This is a genomic window from Spirillospora sp. NPDC048819, from assembly GCF_040650055.1.
Lineage (GTDB): Bacteria > Actinomycetota > Actinomycetes > Streptosporangiales > Streptosporangiaceae > Spirillospora.
This window is the reverse complement of record NZ_JBEZGN010000024.1, coordinates 63,029-79,066: the sequence shown is the minus strand read 5'-3', so window position 1 is coordinate 79,066 and position 16,038 is coordinate 63,029. Positions and strand designations below refer to the sequence as shown.

The 16,038-nt window shown below is 72.4% G+C and carries 15 protein-coding genes; 6 read left to right on the top strand and 9 right to left on the bottom strand.

The window, feature by feature from the left end; genetic code table 11:
* Window positions 1-118: 118 nt before the first annotated feature.
* From AB0C35_RS28250 to ychF, 4 genes are all read right to left on the bottom strand, one after another.
* Window positions 119-3,265, bottom strand: coding sequence for a TcpE family conjugal transfer membrane protein (locus AB0C35_RS28250; protein WP_358461945.1), 3,147 nt, complete (start codon window positions 3,263-3,265; stop codon window positions 119-121).
* A 56-nt stretch (window positions 3,266-3,321) separates the two neighbouring features.
* Window positions 3,322-3,606: a hypothetical protein gene (locus AB0C35_RS28245; protein ID WP_358461942.1), complete on the bottom strand. Its 285-nt coding sequence runs from the start codon at window positions 3,604-3,606 to the stop codon at window positions 3,322-3,324.
* Between the two features lie 62 nt (window positions 3,607-3,668).
* Complete coding sequence (locus AB0C35_RS28240; RefSeq protein ID WP_358461939.1) at window positions 3,669-4,688, bottom strand: conjugal transfer protein; 1,020 nt, start codon at window positions 4,686-4,688, stop codon at window positions 3,669-3,671.
* Window positions 4,689-5,223: 535 nt separating this feature from the next.
* Complete coding sequence (ychF, locus tag AB0C35_RS28235) at window positions 5,224-6,315, bottom strand: redox-regulated ATPase YchF (protein WP_358461936.1); 1,092 nt, start codon at window positions 6,313-6,315, stop codon at window positions 5,224-5,226.
* Between the two features lie 154 nt (window positions 6,316-6,469).
* Between ychF and rmuC the strand changes: the two genes are divergently transcribed.
* On the top strand, window positions 6,470-7,870 hold the full coding sequence (gene rmuC / locus AB0C35_RS28230) for a DNA recombination protein RmuC (protein ID WP_358461933.1): 1,401 nt from the start codon (window positions 6,470-6,472) through the stop codon (window positions 7,868-7,870).
* A gap of 56 nt (window positions 7,871-7,926) precedes the next feature.
* Window positions 7,927-8,493, top strand: coding sequence for a DUF6542 domain-containing protein (locus tag AB0C35_RS28225; protein ID WP_358461930.1), 567 nt, complete (start codon window positions 7,927-7,929; stop codon window positions 8,491-8,493).
* A gap of 24 nt (window positions 8,494-8,517) precedes the next feature.
* On the opposite strand, the gene AB0C35_RS28220 is transcribed toward AB0C35_RS28225, so the two are convergent.
* Complete coding sequence (locus tag AB0C35_RS28220; RefSeq protein ID WP_358461927.1) at window positions 8,518-9,483, bottom strand: 4-hydroxy-3-methylbut-2-enyl diphosphate reductase; 966 nt, start codon at window positions 9,481-9,483, stop codon at window positions 8,518-8,520.
* Window positions 9,484-9,667: 184 nt separating this feature from the next.
* Between AB0C35_RS28220 and AB0C35_RS28215 the strand changes: the two genes are divergently transcribed.
* A complete protein-coding gene (locus tag AB0C35_RS28215; RefSeq protein WP_358461924.1) occupies window positions 9,668-10,669 on the top strand; it encodes a hypothetical protein in 1,002 nt (333 codons plus the stop codon).
* A 75-nt stretch (window positions 10,670-10,744) separates the two neighbouring features.
* Here AB0C35_RS28215 and AB0C35_RS28210 read toward each other — a convergent pair whose 3' ends face one another.
* A complete protein-coding gene (locus AB0C35_RS28210; RefSeq protein ID WP_358462132.1) occupies window positions 10,745-11,164 on the bottom strand; it encodes a MarR family transcriptional regulator in 420 nt (139 codons plus the stop codon).
* A 50-nt stretch (window positions 11,165-11,214) separates the two neighbouring features.
* Between AB0C35_RS28210 and xseA the strand changes: the two genes are divergently transcribed.
* On the top strand, window positions 11,215-12,429 hold the full coding sequence (xseA, locus tag AB0C35_RS28205; protein ID WP_358461921.1) for an exodeoxyribonuclease VII large subunit: 1,215 nt from the start codon (window positions 11,215-11,217) through the stop codon (window positions 12,427-12,429).
* 52 nt (window positions 12,430-12,481) lie between these two features.
* Window positions 12,482-12,718 carry an exodeoxyribonuclease VII small subunit gene (locus tag AB0C35_RS28200; RefSeq protein WP_358461918.1) on the top strand — a complete coding sequence of 79 codons (237 nt, stop codon included), beginning with the start codon at window positions 12,482-12,484 and terminating at the stop codon, window positions 12,716-12,718.
* A 6-nt stretch (window positions 12,719-12,724) separates the two neighbouring features.
* On the opposite strand, the gene AB0C35_RS28195 is transcribed toward AB0C35_RS28200, so the two are convergent.
* Window positions 12,725-13,498 (bottom strand): DUF4245 domain-containing protein, encoded by a 774-nt coding sequence (locus AB0C35_RS28195; RefSeq protein WP_358461915.1) that lies wholly within the window; start codon window positions 13,496-13,498, stop codon window positions 12,725-12,727.
* A 20-nt stretch (window positions 13,499-13,518) separates the two neighbouring features.
* Complete coding sequence (locus tag AB0C35_RS28190) at window positions 13,519-14,184, bottom strand: TetR/AcrR family transcriptional regulator (RefSeq protein WP_358461912.1); 666 nt, start codon at window positions 14,182-14,184, stop codon at window positions 13,519-13,521.
* Window positions 14,185-14,374: 190 nt separating this feature from the next.
* Between AB0C35_RS28190 and glpX the strand changes: the two genes are divergently transcribed.
* Window positions 14,375-15,409: a class II fructose-bisphosphatase gene (gene glpX, locus AB0C35_RS28185; RefSeq protein ID WP_358461909.1), complete on the top strand. Its 1,035-nt coding sequence runs from the start codon at window positions 14,375-14,377 to the stop codon at window positions 15,407-15,409.
* Here glpX and AB0C35_RS28180 read toward each other — a convergent pair.
* The gene (locus AB0C35_RS28180) at window positions 15,406-16,026 is read right to left on the bottom strand and encodes a DUF1707 domain-containing protein (protein WP_358461906.1); all 621 of its coding nucleotides are present in this window, start codon (window positions 16,024-16,026) and stop codon (window positions 15,406-15,408) included. The genes glpX and AB0C35_RS28180 overlap by 4 nt on opposite strands.
* Between the last annotated feature and the right edge of the window lie 12 nt (window positions 16,027-16,038).

Here is a 16,038-nt window from a genome sequence, read left to right as displayed (position 1 = left end):
GCGACCGCGCAGGGTTGCCGGAGAGAGTCTTTCCCGTCCGGGCGGTCATCCAGGTCAGGCGCGCCCGCCAGCCGCGCCCGGCCCGTCCCGGTCTCCGCTCGATGCCCGCGAGGGGCGCTCATCGGGTGGCCTCCTGCTCCTGCTGAAGCTCCTGGTAACGCTCGGGCATGACGGTGAAACCACCGGCGACCACGCCGGCGAGCGCAAGATAGGCACGCCGCGTCGGCGTCCGCAACGACTTCAGCTCGTTGCGCGGCGCGCGGTCCATGCTCAGATGATCGTCCCATGGAATGCGCACCAGCGCCCGGCAACGCCCCCGCGCGACGGCCTCGGCCTGCTCGACGTCGTCCATGCTGCGGCGGCTCACCCCGTTGATGACCGTCACCGCGCGGGACCGCAACTCCTCGTACCCGTGGCCGTCGAGCCACTCGAACGTCATCGCGACGGCACGCGGCGCGTCGGCGCTGGCCGGCGCGACGAGCACGATCTGGTCGGCGTACGGCAGGACGCGCGCGACCACCGCGGCCGCCGCGTCCAGCAGCGTCACCGAGTAGAACTTGTCGATCGTGCGGATGGCCAGCGCGTAGTCGCGGTCGTCGAGCGCCTGCAGCGGGTTCTTGCCCGCCGCGATCACGTCGAGGCCCGACTTGGCCTGCGAGGTGTACCGGCGCATCGCGGTCAGGCTGCCGACCTGGTCGGCGCGCGTGATGAGCCCGGTGAGCGTCTCGTTGGTGTCGCTGCGCGTCCGCCGCGCCAGCGCGCCCGGCCCGGGGTTCACGTCGATGGCGACGACCGGCTCCCCGTTGTGCTGCGCGAACGTGTGCCCGAGCATCAGCGCGGTCACCGTCTGCCCCGCCCCGCCGGTGCACCCGAGCACGACGACGTGCCGCGTCCCGTGGAACGGCTGCTGCAGCCGCTGCTGGTACTCGGCGTCGACGTCGCCGTGCCCGCCGCCGACCGCGTGGAACAGCCGCCGCAGCCCGCCGCCGCTGACCTCGTGCTCGGGATCCGGCGGCGTGATCGCCGGCCCGGACGGCGGCGGCGCCGGCGGTGGCGGCAACGGCCGCGGCCGCACCGGCGACGCCGGCTGCGACCGCACCTCACGCGGCGGCGCCTGCTCCTCCACCGGAGGCGGCTCGACCTGCGCGGGCCCCGCCTCCGGCACGGCCTCGGGGGCGCCGGGCCACGGGGGACCGTCGGCCGGCGCGGGGCGCGGCTTGGACAGCCCCTCCGACCACGGCCGCGGCGCCTCCATCCGCGGAGCGCCGGCCGCCGGCGGCGGCCCGGCCGCCTCGCTCGGCCGCGCCCCGAAGGCCCCCGGCACCATGGGAATGTCCGGCCTCGTCGGCCCCGGAACCTCGGGCCGCGCCGCGGGCGGCCGCCCGGCCCCCCGCTGCGGCGGCGCCCAGGGCCGCGGCAGATCCCGCCGCGTCTCCCGCACACCGGCGTCGTCGGACGGCGCCTGAGCGGCGGCGGGCGGAACGGCCCGCTCCGGTTCCCGCCGCGAGGCGGACTTCTTCTCTCCGGCGACCTTCTTGTCACCGGCCTCTCCACCGGACCGCCGCGGCTCGGCCGCGGGCACCCCCGACTCCCGCCGGACGTCCCGCCGCCTCTCCCCCTCGGACCAGACCGGCTCACGACGCTCATGCCCGGCCGCCCCGTCCGCGGCCTCCCGCTCACCGCCCCCGGGACCCGGCTGCCCAGCACCACTCACCGGCACATCGCCACCGGAACGCCCGGCCACCCGAACGCCCGTCTCCTCACCGGGGACCGATGGTGGGACTTGCCCCGTCTGCCCGGCACCGCCCACCGACGCCTCCGCCCCGGACCGAACACCCGGCTCCTCACCGAGCGCAGGCGGCGGAACCTGACGCGACTGCCCACCAACCGACGGCCCCGCACCGAACGCACTCCCGGCGACCCGGGCACCCGGCTCCTCACCGGGCGCAGGCGGCTGGGACCGGCGCGGCTGCCCAGTGTCGCTCACCGGAGCTTCACCACCGGACGCACTCCCGGCGACCCGGGCACCCGGCTCCTCACCGGGCGCAGTCGGCGAAGACTGACGCGACTGGCCGGTGCCGCTCGCCAACGGCTCCGCACCGGACGTTCGCCCGGCTGACCTGGCACCCGGCTCCTCACCGGGGGCCGGCGGCGGGGACTGACGCGGCTGGCCGGTGCCGCTCACCGGCGGCTCCACACCGGACGCTCGCCCGGTCGGGCGGGCACCTGGCTCCTCACCGGGGGGCGGCGGCGGGGACTGGAACGGCTGCGGGGTGCCGCTCGGCGGGGCTTCACCACCGGGGACCCGGACGCGCGAGCCCTCGCCGGGGGTGGGGGGCGGCGTCTGGCGCGGCGGTTCTCCCGTGGGTGTCCGGCTGGTCGGGTGGGCGGTCTGGTGCTCGCCTGAAGCGGGGGGTGCGGAGGTGCCGTTCGCGATCTCTTCGGCGGCCCTGCGGACGTCGGCCCGGGGCTGCTGGGGGATGTCGGGACGAGTGGGCGGCGGCGTGGCCTGCCAGAACTCGGCGGGGGCGCCGGGGCGGCGGACCCCGGAGGCCAGGGCGCGCTTGCCGGACGGCGGGGCCTCCAGTTGCGGGGTCGCCGGGGGGTGTTCCAGTTCCGCGGGGGCCGGCTGGACGTCGTCCTCGTGGGAGATGTCGCGGGTGGTGCGGCGCCAGGGCTTGGGCGGTGCGGGCGCGGCCTCGGCGGCGGGGACGGGGACGTCGTGGTGGGCGGCGTACTCGACCAGGGAGGGCGGTGCGGTGGCGGTGGTCGGGCGCGCGAGCATGGCCGGGGTCGGCATCGCGGCCGGCTGGGCGGCGGCCGGCCGGGCGGCGGCCCTGCGTCTGCGGCGGGACTTGATCGCGGCACGTTCCGCGGCGGCGACGGGGGCGGGGGCCTCGGCGCGGCGCCAGACGCGGGCGACGATGACGACCTCGCGGGGTTCCCGGATCGGGGTGAGGCGGCACCAGGTGCGGGGCTCGGCGAGGTAGCGGCCCTGGGAGAGCAGCAGTTCGGTGAGCCTCTTGCCCTCGATGACGGGACGGGTGGCGAGCCAGGTCAGCACGCCCGGCGGGACGATGTACAGGACGTGCCAGGGGGATTCGAAGGGGATCCCGAACAGCCTGAGCAGCAGGATCCAGGGCACGAACACGCCAAGGAACACGCCGATCTGGACGAGCGGCAGCGGCATGGGCAGCCGCAGGTCGTACAGCTTGTACAGCCGCTTCTCGATGCGCCAGATGTTCGTGTACGTGGGTAGATCCAAGCCCCTACTCCCCTAACTGCGCGAGCACGGGTCCGTCCGCCGACCTCGGTCCGGGGTCAGGAGACGTCCACGCCGAGGGCCGTGGCTATCGCCTTGGCCGTGGTCTCGATGATGTTGGGCACGTAGAAGACCACTCCGATTCCGATCGCCAGCACGATGAATTGGACGAAACGCGTGATTTCACGGGTGAACAGGAAGAAGATCGCCACAATGGAGACGATCACCAGGAAAAGCGGACCGAATATCTGCCGCAGCCAGTCGGCGAGCTGATCGGTCTTGAGTTCGTCTCCGGGCGCCGCAAGGAGTTCGTAAGGAATAGACGCCAAGATGTGTTGCAGCATCGATGGCTACCTTCCTTGGTCGGCGGATTCGCTGGGGGTCGATTCGTTCAAACCGAGGCCTTTCATGATGCGTTCGGTCGGGTGGTGCCGCGGATGTCGCGGACGAGCCACTTGTTGCCCTTCTTCACCATGGCGAGCTGGTAGGTCTGCTCCAGTTCGCCACCGCCGCCCGCGGCCGGCTGCCATACGACGGTCGCGGTGACGGTGCGCTCGCCCGAGGATCCCTTCGGCGCGACGACCTCCTTGACCTGCACGAAGGTCACGGAGTTGGCCAGACCGGCGATGGTCGCCCCGTCGGAGAAGCGCGACAGGGCCTCCTGGTTTCCGGTCGCGTACTCCTGGAAGAAGGTGCCGAGGAAGGGCTGGAGCTCGCTTTCGAGCGCGGCGTCGCGGTTCCCGACGTCACCCTGGGGAAGCTGCGCCTTGGTGGGCGGGGGAAGCAGCGCGGGACGGGCGGACACGACCAGGGAGCCGCTCTTGTCCGCGTACACGGGAACGGCGAGGCGCAGCCACTTGTCGGACGTGCGGGCGAGCAGCGTCACGGTCGCGTTGTTGGCGTCGCGGGCGTCCACTCCGGCCACCTGGACGGACTGCACCTGCATCTTGCCGACGCCGTTCCAGCCGAATTGGGGGTCGGCGCCGTCGGGCAGGAAGGTCCGCAATTGGGTCTCGCGGGCGGGGGCGTTCTTCTGGTCGTAGTTGAGATAGACGTTGGCGAACTGGATCGCGAACGCGCCGGCGGCGCTGCTGGGGAACGCCGCGCCCTTCGGGGGCTTGGCGCCGGGCGTGGTGCCCCCGGAGGTCTCTTCGGCGGTGTAGCGCTCGAACGGGGCGCGGACGCCGTTGACGAGGATGACGATGATCAGCGCCCAGAGCACGGCGCGTCCGGCCCACACCCACCAGCGCCCGCCGGAGCCGCCCCAGCGGCCGCCTCCGCGCCCGCCGCCCGAGCGGTCGCGGCGCTGATCGCCCGAAGGCAGGTCCCACGGGTCGACGGCCGACGAGAGCGCCCTCCCGGGCGCCGCCGTCTCCTCGACTACGGCGGTGTCACGGCCGCGTCGCACGGCCGACCTGCGAGCCATCCTGCCTCCGCTCGCGCCTCGCCCCCGGTCGGCGCGGTCATGTGTCCGGTCATGTTGCCGGTGGCCTTTTCTGAACCCACCTCGGGCCCAGCGTAACCACGAGCGTCAATTGTTCCAGCGCATCCCAGGGAAGCACAGCCCCGGCGCGCGGTTGTGGATAATGCAATCCACCTCAGCAGGAACGGGGAGGATTGCCAAACGGTGACGATCCCCTATCCAAGGCTCCGAACAGTGCGCAGGTCCAGGTTCCGGACAAGCGGCACGAGCCGGGAGTCAGTTGGTTACCGGGTGGCGGCGGCGACCGCAATTTGTTCCCGAAAGAATCCGGCACAGTGTCGGATTCGGGACATCTACTGACAGAACGCCCAGCTCAGTGGCCACTTCATCACCACCGACACCCGCTGTTGCCAAAATCACACAGGTCACGGCCCTGTTCAGAATCCCGGCACGGGCCCGATGCTGCTGGCCGACATCGGCGGCGGCTCCATGGAGCCGGCCGGGCCGGACGCCACGACGCCGCGGCCTCGCGGTGCGATCAGACGTTGAAGCGGAACTCCACGACGTCGCCGTCCTGCATGACGTACTCCTTGCCCTCCATGCGGACCTTGCCGGCCGTGCGGGCCGCCGCCATGGAGCCCGCGGCGGTGAGGTCGCCGAACGAGACGACCTCGGCCTTGATGAAGCCGCGCTGGAAGTCGGTGTGGATGACGCCGGCGGCCTCCGGGGCGGTGGCGCCCTTGCGGATCGTCCAGGCCCGCGCCTCCTTGGGGCCCGCCGTCAGGTACGTCTGCAGGCCGAGGGTCGCGAACCCGATCCGGACGAGCTGCGACAGCCCCGACTCCTCCTGGCCCATGCCCTGGAGCAGTTCGAGCGCCTCGTCGTCGGGCAGTTCGATCAGCTCGGCCTCGATCTTGGCGTCCAGGAAGATCGCCTCGGCGGGGGCGACGAGGTCGCGCAGCCGCGCGCGCATCGCCTCGTCGGTCAGCTCGCCCTCGTCGAGGTTGAAGACGTAGAGGAACGGCTTGGCGGTGAGCAGGTGCAGTTCACGCAGGAGCGCCAGGTCGATCCCGGCCTTCTCGGCGCCCGCGAAGAGCGTGACGCCGTCGTCCAGGAGCTTCTGCGCGGCGTTCACGGCGTCGACGACGGCGAGCTTGTCCTTGTCCTTCTTGGTGCGGGCCTCCTTGTCGAGACGCGGCAGCGCCTTCTCGATCGTCTGGAGGTCGGCCAGGATCAGCTCGGTGTTGATCGTCTCGATGTCGCGGGACGGGGCCACCTCGCCGTCCACATGGGTGACGTCGGCGTCCTCGAACGCCCGGATGACCTGGCAGATCGCGTTGGTCTCCCGGATGTTGGCGAGGAACTTGTTGCCGAGGCCCTGTCCCTCGGACGCGCCCTTGACGATGCCGGCGATGTCGACGAACTCCATCGTCGCGGGGATGATCTTCTGCGAGCCGAAGATCTCCGCCAGCACGGCCAGCCGCGGGTCGGGCACCCCGACCACGCCGACATTGGGCTCGATCGTCGCGAACGGGTAGTTCGCGGCGAGTGCATCGTTCTTGGTCAGCGCGTTGAACAGGGTGGACTTGCCGACGTTGGGCAGCCCGACGATTCCGATGGAGAGGCTCACGGCCGCCAAGTTTATGGCCGTCCGGGGACCCCTCGGGCTGCCCGGATCGTCCGGCGGGCCACGGACTGGTGAACGCTGCGCCGAATGTCCGGTGCCGTGGGGCGTCCCGGCGCGTCGCGGTCGCGGTTCGGCGCCGCGCTGTCACGATGAACGGATGGACCTCGCGCTGTTCGCCGGCCTCCTCGTCGGAGCCGTGTTCGGCGCCGTCGCCGGGTACGCACTCGCGACGGGCCGGCAGGGCGCGCTGATCGCGCGGGCGAGGGCGGCCGAGGAGAAGCTCGCCTACGCCGAGGAGCGGATGGCCGAGCACTTCGAGAGCCTGTCCGCGAAGGCGCTGGACGCCAGCAACCAGCGTTTCCTCGAACTGGCGGACGCCCGGCTCAAGGCGGCGGGGGTCGAGGCGGCGGGCGAGCTGCAGCGGCGGCAGCAGGCCGTCGAGCACCTGGTCGCGCCGCTCAAGGAGACGCTCGCCAAGGTGGAGGAGCAGCTCCGGGAGGTCGAGACGGGCCGCCGGGAGTCGCACGCGATGCTGGCCAAGCAGGTCGACTTCGTCCGGCAGAGCTCCGACCAGCTGCGCCGCGAGACGCAGTCGCTCGTCCGTGCGCTGCAGCGGCCCGAGGCGCGAGGGCGGTGGGGGGAGCTCCAGCTCCGCCGCGTCGTGGAGCTGGCCGGGATGGCGCACCACTGCGACTTCGACGAGCAGGCCAGTTCCTTCACAGTCGACGGCACCGTCCGTCCCGACATGGTGGTGCGGCTGGCCGGCGGCAAGAACATCGTGGTCGACTCCAAGGTCTCGCTGGCCGCGTACCTGCAGGCCGCGGAGAGCGGCGATCCCGTACGGCTGGACGCGCACGCCCGCCATCTGCGCGACCACGTCGACCGCCTGGCGACGAAGTCGTACTGGCAGGCGTTCAGCCCCGCGCCGGAGTTCGTCGTGCTGTTCATCCCCGGCGAGGCGTTCCTGGCGCCCGCCCTGGACCGCGACCCCGGCCTGCTGGAGTACGCGATGCGCCGCCGGGTGCACATCGCCACGCCGACGACCCTCATCACGATGCTCCGGACGGCGTCGTACGCGTGGCAGCAGGCCGCCCTCTCCCGCAACGCCCGCGCGGTCTTCGATCTGGGCAGGGAGCTATACGAGCGGCTGGGCACGATGGGCCAGCACGTCGACGAACTGGGCCGCGCCCTGACCGGCGCGATCAAGTCCTACAACCGGACGGTCGGCTCGCTGGAGACACGCGTGCTGGTCAGTGCGCGCAAGCTGAACGATCTGGGCGTGGTCGACGACGACCTGGACGGTCCCCGCCCGGTCGAAGAAGGCCCCCGCTCGCTCTCCGCGGCCGAACTGACCGGACACGACGAACCCTTCGAGACCGATCTGGACGAACGTCCCGTCCCCCTGCAGGACGACCGCAACCCCGATGAGGAGAAGGCTCAGCCTGACTCGGCCGTGGAACCGGTAGGTTTCGGCGGACGGGCCATCCCCGAGCAGATTGACCGGTTCGATCGGCGAGATCGGCGAGATCGGCGAGATCGGCGAAAGAGGTGGCCATGAGTTCATCGTCGGTACGCGACGCGCCGAGCGGGGCGTCGCCGGCCTCTGGGGGTCCAGTGCGACGTCGGCGCGGTGCGCTCTCCCCGCGATCGCACGCCCCGCGATCGCACGCGGCCGCCTCGCCGGCGGGCCCGATCACCCTCACCGGACGCGGCGGCATCGTCGTCATGTTCGGCACCGCGGTGGTGTGCGGGCTGCTGTCGCGCTGGGTCGGCGTGCCGCTGCTCGCCGGCGCCGGCTTCGCGATCGGCTGCGCGCTCGCCGCGTTCGCGACCCGCCCGGCCGACCTGCTCACCCTCGTCGTCAGCCCGCCGCTGGTGTTCTTCGCGGCCGCGTTCGCGGTCGAGTTCGCCACCACGCTCGGCAACGGGTCGCTGGTGCGCGGCGTCACCGTCGGCCTGCTCACCACGCTCGCGTCGACGGCGCCGTGGCTGTTCTTCGGCACGCTGCTGGTCGTGGGGATCTGCCTGGCCCGCGGGCTGATGACCAACGTCAGGGAACTGCGGGACAAGCTCGCCGGGGTCCGTCTCTTCGAGAAGGAGGAGAACGAGAACCCGGTCCGGTGGGACGAGTCGCCCACCACGACGCAGGAGCGCCGCCTCCACCACGGCGATGTGGACTGACCCGGTCAGATGCGGACCGAGCGTTTAGACCGGGGTGATCCGGAGGTCCTTGCGGAGTTCCTTCGGGAGCGAGAAGCGCATGTGCTCCCGGACGGACTCGATCTCCTCCGCCTCGCCGAAGCCCCGCTCCGCCAGCCAGGCCAGGACGCCCTGGACCAGTTCGTCCGGGACGGACGCGCCGCTGGTGACGCCGACCGTGGTGACGCCCTCCAGCCAGGCCGGGTCGATCTGCTCGGCGTAGTCGACGAGATGGGCGTCGTCGGCGCCGTGCTCCTTGGCCACCTCGACCAGGCGGACGGAGTTGGACGAGTTCGTGGAGCCGACCACGATGACGAGCTGGGACTGCGCGGCCATGTCCTTCACCGCGACCTGCCGGTTCTGCGTGGCGTAGCAGATGTCGTCGGACGGCGGGTCCATCAGCTTGGGGAACCGCTCACGGAGCTTCTCGACGGTGGCGATGGTCTCGTCCACCGACAGCGTGGTCTGGGACAGCCACGCCACCTTCTCGGGGTCGCGGACGGTGACGTTGGCGACGTCGTCGGGGCCGTCCACGAGGTGGATGTGGTCGGGGGCCTCGCCGGTGGTGCCGATGACCTCCTCGTGGCCCTCGTGGCCGATCAGCAGGATGTCGTAGTCGTCGGCGGCGAACCGCACGGCCTCCTTGTGGACCTTGGTGACCAGCGGGCAGGTCGCGTCGATGGTGCGCAGGTCGAGGCCCTTGGCCTCTTCGTGCACGGACGGCGCGACGCCGTGCGCGGAGAAGACGACGATCGCGCCTTCGGGGACCTCCTCGGTCTCGTCCACGAAGATCGCACCGCGTTCCTCCAGCGTCTTGACGACGTGGACGTTGTGGACGATCTGCTTGCGGACGTAGATCGGGGCCCCGTACTTCTCCAGGGCGATCTCGACCGTCTCCACGGCGCGGTCGACGCCCGCGCAGTAACCACGCGGTTTGGCGAGCAGGACACGGCGCTGGCTGTTGGCGGTCATGCCCCTATCGTACGAGTGACCGCGCGGGGGCCGTGCACCCGTGTGACCCACCGCACGCCGCTTTTGGACAGAATTCCATTAACCCGAGGTGACCGCACTCGCACCATGGGGCAGAGTGAGGTTCGAAGAGACGAAGCCGCATGACCCGATCCGGTGATCAGGACGGCAAGGAAGAGGAAAGACGATGACGAGATCGCCGCGCCGCCTCAAGCAGCAGGTCCAGGACTCGGTGGGCGAACAGGTCCGCGACCTCCCGCTGCACGCCGTCCGGCTGGCCATGTTCGGCGTCGGCCGGGCGCTGCTGCTCGGTGACCGGGTGACCCGGGACTACAAGGAGATCACCGAGGGCGGCGGCGTGAAGCCGGTGCTCGGGCGGCTGCGCGACGACGTCCAGACCACCGCCGAGAAGGTCGTCGGCCGGGTGGCGGAGCGCGTCCGCGGCGAGGAGCCCGAGCCTGAGCCGGCCCGTCGGGCCGGGCCGGGGACGGCGGCCGCGCGGAAGGCCGGCGAGGAGATCACGATCGGCAAGCCCGGGGCCGGGGCGAGGCACACGCCCAAGCACACCCGCCCGGGGCCTCCGCCGAAGCCGCCGAAGCCCGCGGCGCCGGGCAAGCACCGGGCCGAGCCGGGCGTCCCCGCGGACAAGACCGGCACCGCCGGCAAGACCGATCCCGCGGAGAAGGCCGGTCCCTTCGCCAAGCCCGCGCCGAAGCCGACGCCGGCCGAGCCGAAGCCGGAGCCCGCGCCGCAGGCCGAGCCCGCGCCGAGCCCGAAGGCCGCCGAGCCCGCCAGGCCCAAGCCGGCCGAGAAGCCCGCTGACAAGCCCAAGGCCGCGCCGAAGGCGAAGCCCGAGCCCAAGGCGAAGGACGAGGCGAAGGCCAAGGACGACGCGAAGGCCAAGGACGACGCGAAGGCCAAGGACGACGCGAAGGCCAAGGACGACGCGGCGTTCGAGCCGAAGCCCGAGTCCAAGCCCGCCGCGCCCGCCGAGGCCGCGCACATCGCGGAGGATCTGCCCGTCCCGGACTACGACAGCGCCACGCTGCCGCAGCTGCGGGCGCGCCTGCGCGGCCTGACCGTCGACCAGGTGAAGCTGCTGCGCGAGTACGAGCGCAAGCACGCCGCCCGCGAGGATGTCATCCGCATGTACGAGCGCCGCATCGCGAAGCTCAACGGCCTCAACTGAGCACGACGACCTGAGAAGGGCCCCCGGCGACAGTCCGGGGGCCTTTCGCATGCGTGGACGACTCCCGCCCACCGTTCACGGCGTGCCGAAGAGCTTGCCCAGGGCGGGCAGTGCCTCGGCGACCGCGGCGCGCTCCTCTTCCGTCAGGTGCGCGAGCCGTTCCGCGAGGATGCCGATCCTGCGTTCGCGTCCGGCGGCCAGCCGGTCGCGTCCCGTCGCGGTGAGCCCGGCGGTGACGACGCGGGCGTCGGCGCCGTCCCGGCCGCGCGTGATCAGCCCGTCGCGTTCGAGCCGGTTGATCTGGGCGGTCATGGTCGGGAGCCGGACGCCGTGCTCGGCGGCCAGCTCCGTCATCCGGCGCGGCCCGTTCTCCAGGGAGCCGAGCACGGACAGCTGCTGGCTGGTGATCGGCTGGTCGGCGCTGACCCGGCGCAGCATCAGCACGACGTCGCGGAGCCGCTGGTTGAGGCCCTCGGCGAGCTCACGGTCGGACACGGTCAAGGTCACTCTCCTCGGAGTCACGGACATCACCGTAGGCTGCCCGCATGGCAATGGAGACCTCGGCCGAATCGCCCGTCCCGGTGCGGACGGTTCTGCAGGCCGTGAGCGGCTGGATCGGCAAGCTCGGCCGCATCTGGGTCGAGGGCCAGATCACCGACCTCAACGCCCGCGGCGGGACGGTCTATCTGACGCTGCGCGATCCCGTGGCGAACATGTCGGTGCGGGTCGTCGGCCCCCGCGCGGTGTTCGAGGCCGCCGGGCCGGCGGTCACCGACGGCGCCCGCGTCGTCGTCCACGCCAAGCCCGACTTCTGGATCAACCGGGGGTCGTTCTCGCTCAGCGCCCTGGAGGTCAGGCCGGTCGGCGTCGGCGAGCTGCTGGCCCGCCTGGAGCGGCTCAAGCGGGTGCTGGCCTCCGAGGGCCTGTTCCGCCCCGAGCGCAAGCGCGCGCTGCCGTTCCTGCCCGGCAAAATCGGGCTGATCTGCGGGCGCGACTCCGACGCGGAGCACGACGTCCTGGAGAACGCGCGGCGGCGCTGGCCGGCGGTGTCGTTCCGGGTGGAGAACACCGCGGTGCAGGGCTCGTACGCGGTCGGCGAGGTGATGGAGGCGCTGCGGGCGCTGGACGCCGACCCCGAGATCGACGTGATCATCATCGCGCGGGGCGGCGGCGCGATGGAGGACCTGCTGCCGTTCTCGGACGAGGCGCTGGTCCGCGCGGTCGCCGCCGCCCGCACCCCGGTCGTCAGCGCGATCGGGCACGAGCAGGACTCGCCGATCCTGGACCTCGTCGCGGACGTGCGGGCGTCCACCCCGACCGACGCGGCGAAGAAGGCCGTGCCGGACGTGCGCGAGCAGCTTCAGCTCGTCCGGCAGCTGCGCGACCGGGGGCGGCGCTGCCTGGCGGGCGGCGTGGAACGGGAGCGGGCGTGGCTGAAGGCCATCCGGTCGAGGCCGGCGCTGGCCGACCCGGTGCGGGAGGTCGAGCGGCAGTCCGAGCGGGTCCTGGCGCTGCGCGACCGGGCGCGGCGCTGCCTGTCCGGCGCGCTGGACCGGGCCGGGGACGAGCTGTCGCACACCCGCGCCCGGCTGCTGGCCCTGTCGCCCGCCGCGACGCTGGAGCGCGGGTACGCGATCGTCCAGCGCGAGGACGCGTCGGTCGTGCGCGAGTCCGCGTCGGTCAAGGACGGCGAGCACCTCCACGTCCGGCTGTCGGACGGCCGTCTCGGCGTCACGGTCACCGAACGCGCAGGGTCGTGAACGCTTCCCGAGGGTATGGGGGTTGTCCCTCATGGATGAAAGAGTGGGGCGAATGGCGGACGAGAAGGAGACGGCGGACAAGCCGTCGTACGAGCAGGCACGGGACGAGCTGGCCGATGTCGTCAAGCGGCTGGAGGCCGGCGGGCTGACGCTGGAGGAGTCCCTCGCCCTGTGGGAGCGGGGCGAGAAGCTCGCCGCGATCTGCGAGGAGTGGCTGGAGGGCGCCCGGGCGCGGCTGGCCGCGGCGATGGCCCAGCCCGGCGAGGACGACGCCGGGGCACCGTTCTGAGGCTCGTCAGGAACGCGGCGTGGCCGCGCCGGAGGGGACGAGGGGCGCGTCCTTCCCGGTCTGCGGCTTGAGCGAGCCCGCCAGGATCGCGAGTTCCTCGTAGGTCGCCGTGCCGGTCACCACCAGGCTCGGCCCGCCCGGCACGGTGAGGGCGAGGGTGTTCGCGTGCTTGTCCTTGCGGTGGTACTTGGTCCACGTCTGGCCGTTCACCTGCATCGTGCCGGTCGGCTTGCTGCTGTTGGCCATGCGCGGGATGTACTCGGACGCCTTCTCGTCGCTCTGCTCCAGCGCCGCGTACTCGTCGCTGGGCGTCAGGAACCCGAGGTGCCAGGCGACGGGCTCGCCGCCGCCCTCGCCGAGGCCGTGCAGCCGTGAGCTGGTGGGACGCCAGGCCGCCGGAAGCCCCTCGGGCGCGTACGCGGTGTAGGGCGCGTCGTTGGTCATCGCCCACAGCTGCGAGCTGTAGTCGACGGTCGGCAGGATCTCCTCGTCGCTGCGGGGCGTGGCGGCATAGATCGCCAGCACGAGCAGCAGGCACGCGCCCATCGCCAGCGCGAAACCGCCGAGCCCCGTGGTCAGCCGCTTGTGCACGGCGGGGCTCACCTGCACCACGGGCCGCCCGGCGGGAGCGCCGCTCCCGGGAGGCGCGTCCCCCTCGGGAGGCGCGTCCCCCTCGCGCGGGGCGTCCTGCTCGCGCGGGATGTCCTCCCCGCGCGGGGCGTCATCTCCGCGCGGGGCGTCCTCGGCCTCCGGGACGGAGGATGGGGTCTTGTCGGTCACCCGTCCAGGATCCCGCACGGTCAGCGCTGCTCGGTACGGGGGTTCCTGATCGTGCCGACGATGCCCATGATCTCGTCGGCGAGCTTGCGGGCGGCGTCCTCGTCGTCCATCAGCGAGATCTCCGACACCGCGCCCGCCATCGCGCCGGTCAGCACCATGACCAGGGCCTCGTCCACGCCGCCGTCGGCGGTGTGGAACAGCGCGGCGTTGCGGCGCGCCCACTTGTTGAGCCGCTGCCGCATGACGCGGTCGAAGCCGGGCGGCCCGTCGCCGGAGATGAACAGCCGGGCGACGTCCCGCTCCTCCAGGCAGCCGTTGAGGTAGGCGCCGGCGCCGGCGATGAACTGCCGCATCGGGTCGGTCTCGCCCGCCTCCCGGACGGCGTTGATCGCCTCGCGGGTGCGCTCCTGCTGCCCGCCCTGGAACTCCTCGAACAGCGTCAGGTACAGGTCGGCCTTGCCGTTGAAGTGGTGGTAAAGGCTGCCGACGCTGGCGCCCGCCTTGGCGACGATGTCGGTCACCGCGGCCTGGGCGAAGCCCGACTCACAGAAGACGTCCCTCGCCGCGGCCAGGAGGGCGCCGCGCGTGGCGGCCCCGCGGTCGGAGGTCCGCGCGGGGACGTCGGCGGCCCGCGCGTCCCCGTTCTGTGTCACCCCGCCGGACGGGACGTCGATGTGGCTGCTCATGACGCCTGAGATTACGCCCTCTCCCATGGGGAAACGATCCCTTGCCCGTGGGACCGTCAAATCCGGTCCCCACGCGGTACGTGTTCACCGGCCGAGACGTCCCGCGCCCGGTTGGTCTGGTCCAATTTGTGGCAGGGCGTCCGGTCCACGGAGAATCCGAGTCATCGCCGACCGAAGGGGCTGCCGCGCCATGTCCGATGAGACCACCGTTTCCTCTCCCCTCACGACCGAGCCCGAGGCCCCGGACCGCAACCTGGCGATGGAGCTGGTCCGCGTGACCGAGGCCGCCGCCATGGCCGCGGCCCGCTGGGTCGGCCGGGGTGACAAGAACGGCGCCGACGGCGCCGCCGTCAACGCCATGCGCCAGTTGATCAACACCGTGTCCATGAAGGGCGTCGTGGTCATCGGCGAAGGCGAGAAGGACCACGCGCCGATGCTGTTCAACGGCGAGCAGGTCGGGGACGGCTCCGGCGCCGAGTGCGACGTCGCCGTCGACCCGGTGGACGGGACCCGGCTGACCGCGCTCGGCATGAACAACGCGATCGCGGTGCTGTCGGTCGCGCCGCGCGGGTCGATGTTCGACCCGTCCGCCGTGTTCTACATGGAGAAGCTGGTGACGGGCCCGGAGGCGGCCGACGCGGTCGACATCGAGCGCCCGATCGCCGACAACATCCGCGCGATCGCGCGGGCCAAGGGCTCCTCGCCCCACGACGTGACCGTCTGCATCCTGGACCGGCCGCGCCACGAGGGCATCGTCAAGGAGGTCCGCGAGGCCGGGGCGCGGATCAAGTTCATCATGGACGGCGACGTCGCCGGCGCGATCATGGCGTGCCGCCCCGGTACCGGCGTGGACCTGCTGCTCGGCATCGGCGGCACGCCGGAGGGCATCATCGCCGCCTGCGCGATCAGGGCGCTGGGCGGGGTGATCCAGGGCCGGTTGTGGCCGCAGGACGACGAGGAGCGGGCGAAGGCGACCGCCGCCGGTCACGAGCTGGGCCGGGTGCTGACCACCGACGACCTGGTGACCTCGGACGACGTGTTCTTCGCCGCGACCGGCATCACCGACGGCGAGCTGGTCGACGGCGTCCGCTACGACAAGGGCACGGCGGTCACGCATTCGCTGGTCATGCGGTCCCGCAGCGGGACGATCCGGTCGATCTCCAGCGAGCACAAGCTGAACAAGCTCCGCGCCTACAGCGCGATCAACTTCGACACGGCTGTCTAGCCGTTCCGCCCGCCGCGGGTGAGGCGGTTGCGGAACCGTGTGCGCAGCGGGAGCCGGGGGGCGCGGGCGCGCACGGAGCCGAAGATCATGGTGCCGCCGACCTCGATGGTCGGGCCCTCGGCCGCGGGACGGGCGCGCACGTCCCGCGTGGTGAGGATGGTGCGGCCGGTGATGTCCACGCGGACCCCGTCGGGGACGAGGAGACGGATCCGGCCGCCGAGGACCAGGGAGTCGACCACGATGTGGCGGCGCTGCAGGACGGCCTCGCGCAGGTCCAGTTCGACCGTTCCGAACAGGGCGAGCAGCGGGAGCTTCACCGGGACGACCCAGCGTCCGTCGCGGCGGGTGCGGCCGAAGAAGACCGAGACCGGGCGGTCGTCCACGAGGATGGGCTGGGCCTCCTCGGGGCTGAGGTCGCCGGTGAGGCCGGTGAGTTCGCCGAGGGTGCGGGCGGCGTACGCGCGGGACGTGCGGTCGCCGTGCTCGTCCATCGTGAGCCTGCCGTCCGCGAGCGCCTCGCCGAGCACGGCGACGACGCGTTCCCGGTCGGCGTCGGACGCGCGCAGGTCGCGCACGCGTGTCACCTTTTCGGCGGCCGGGCGATGGGGGACGTCCACACCTAGAGATTA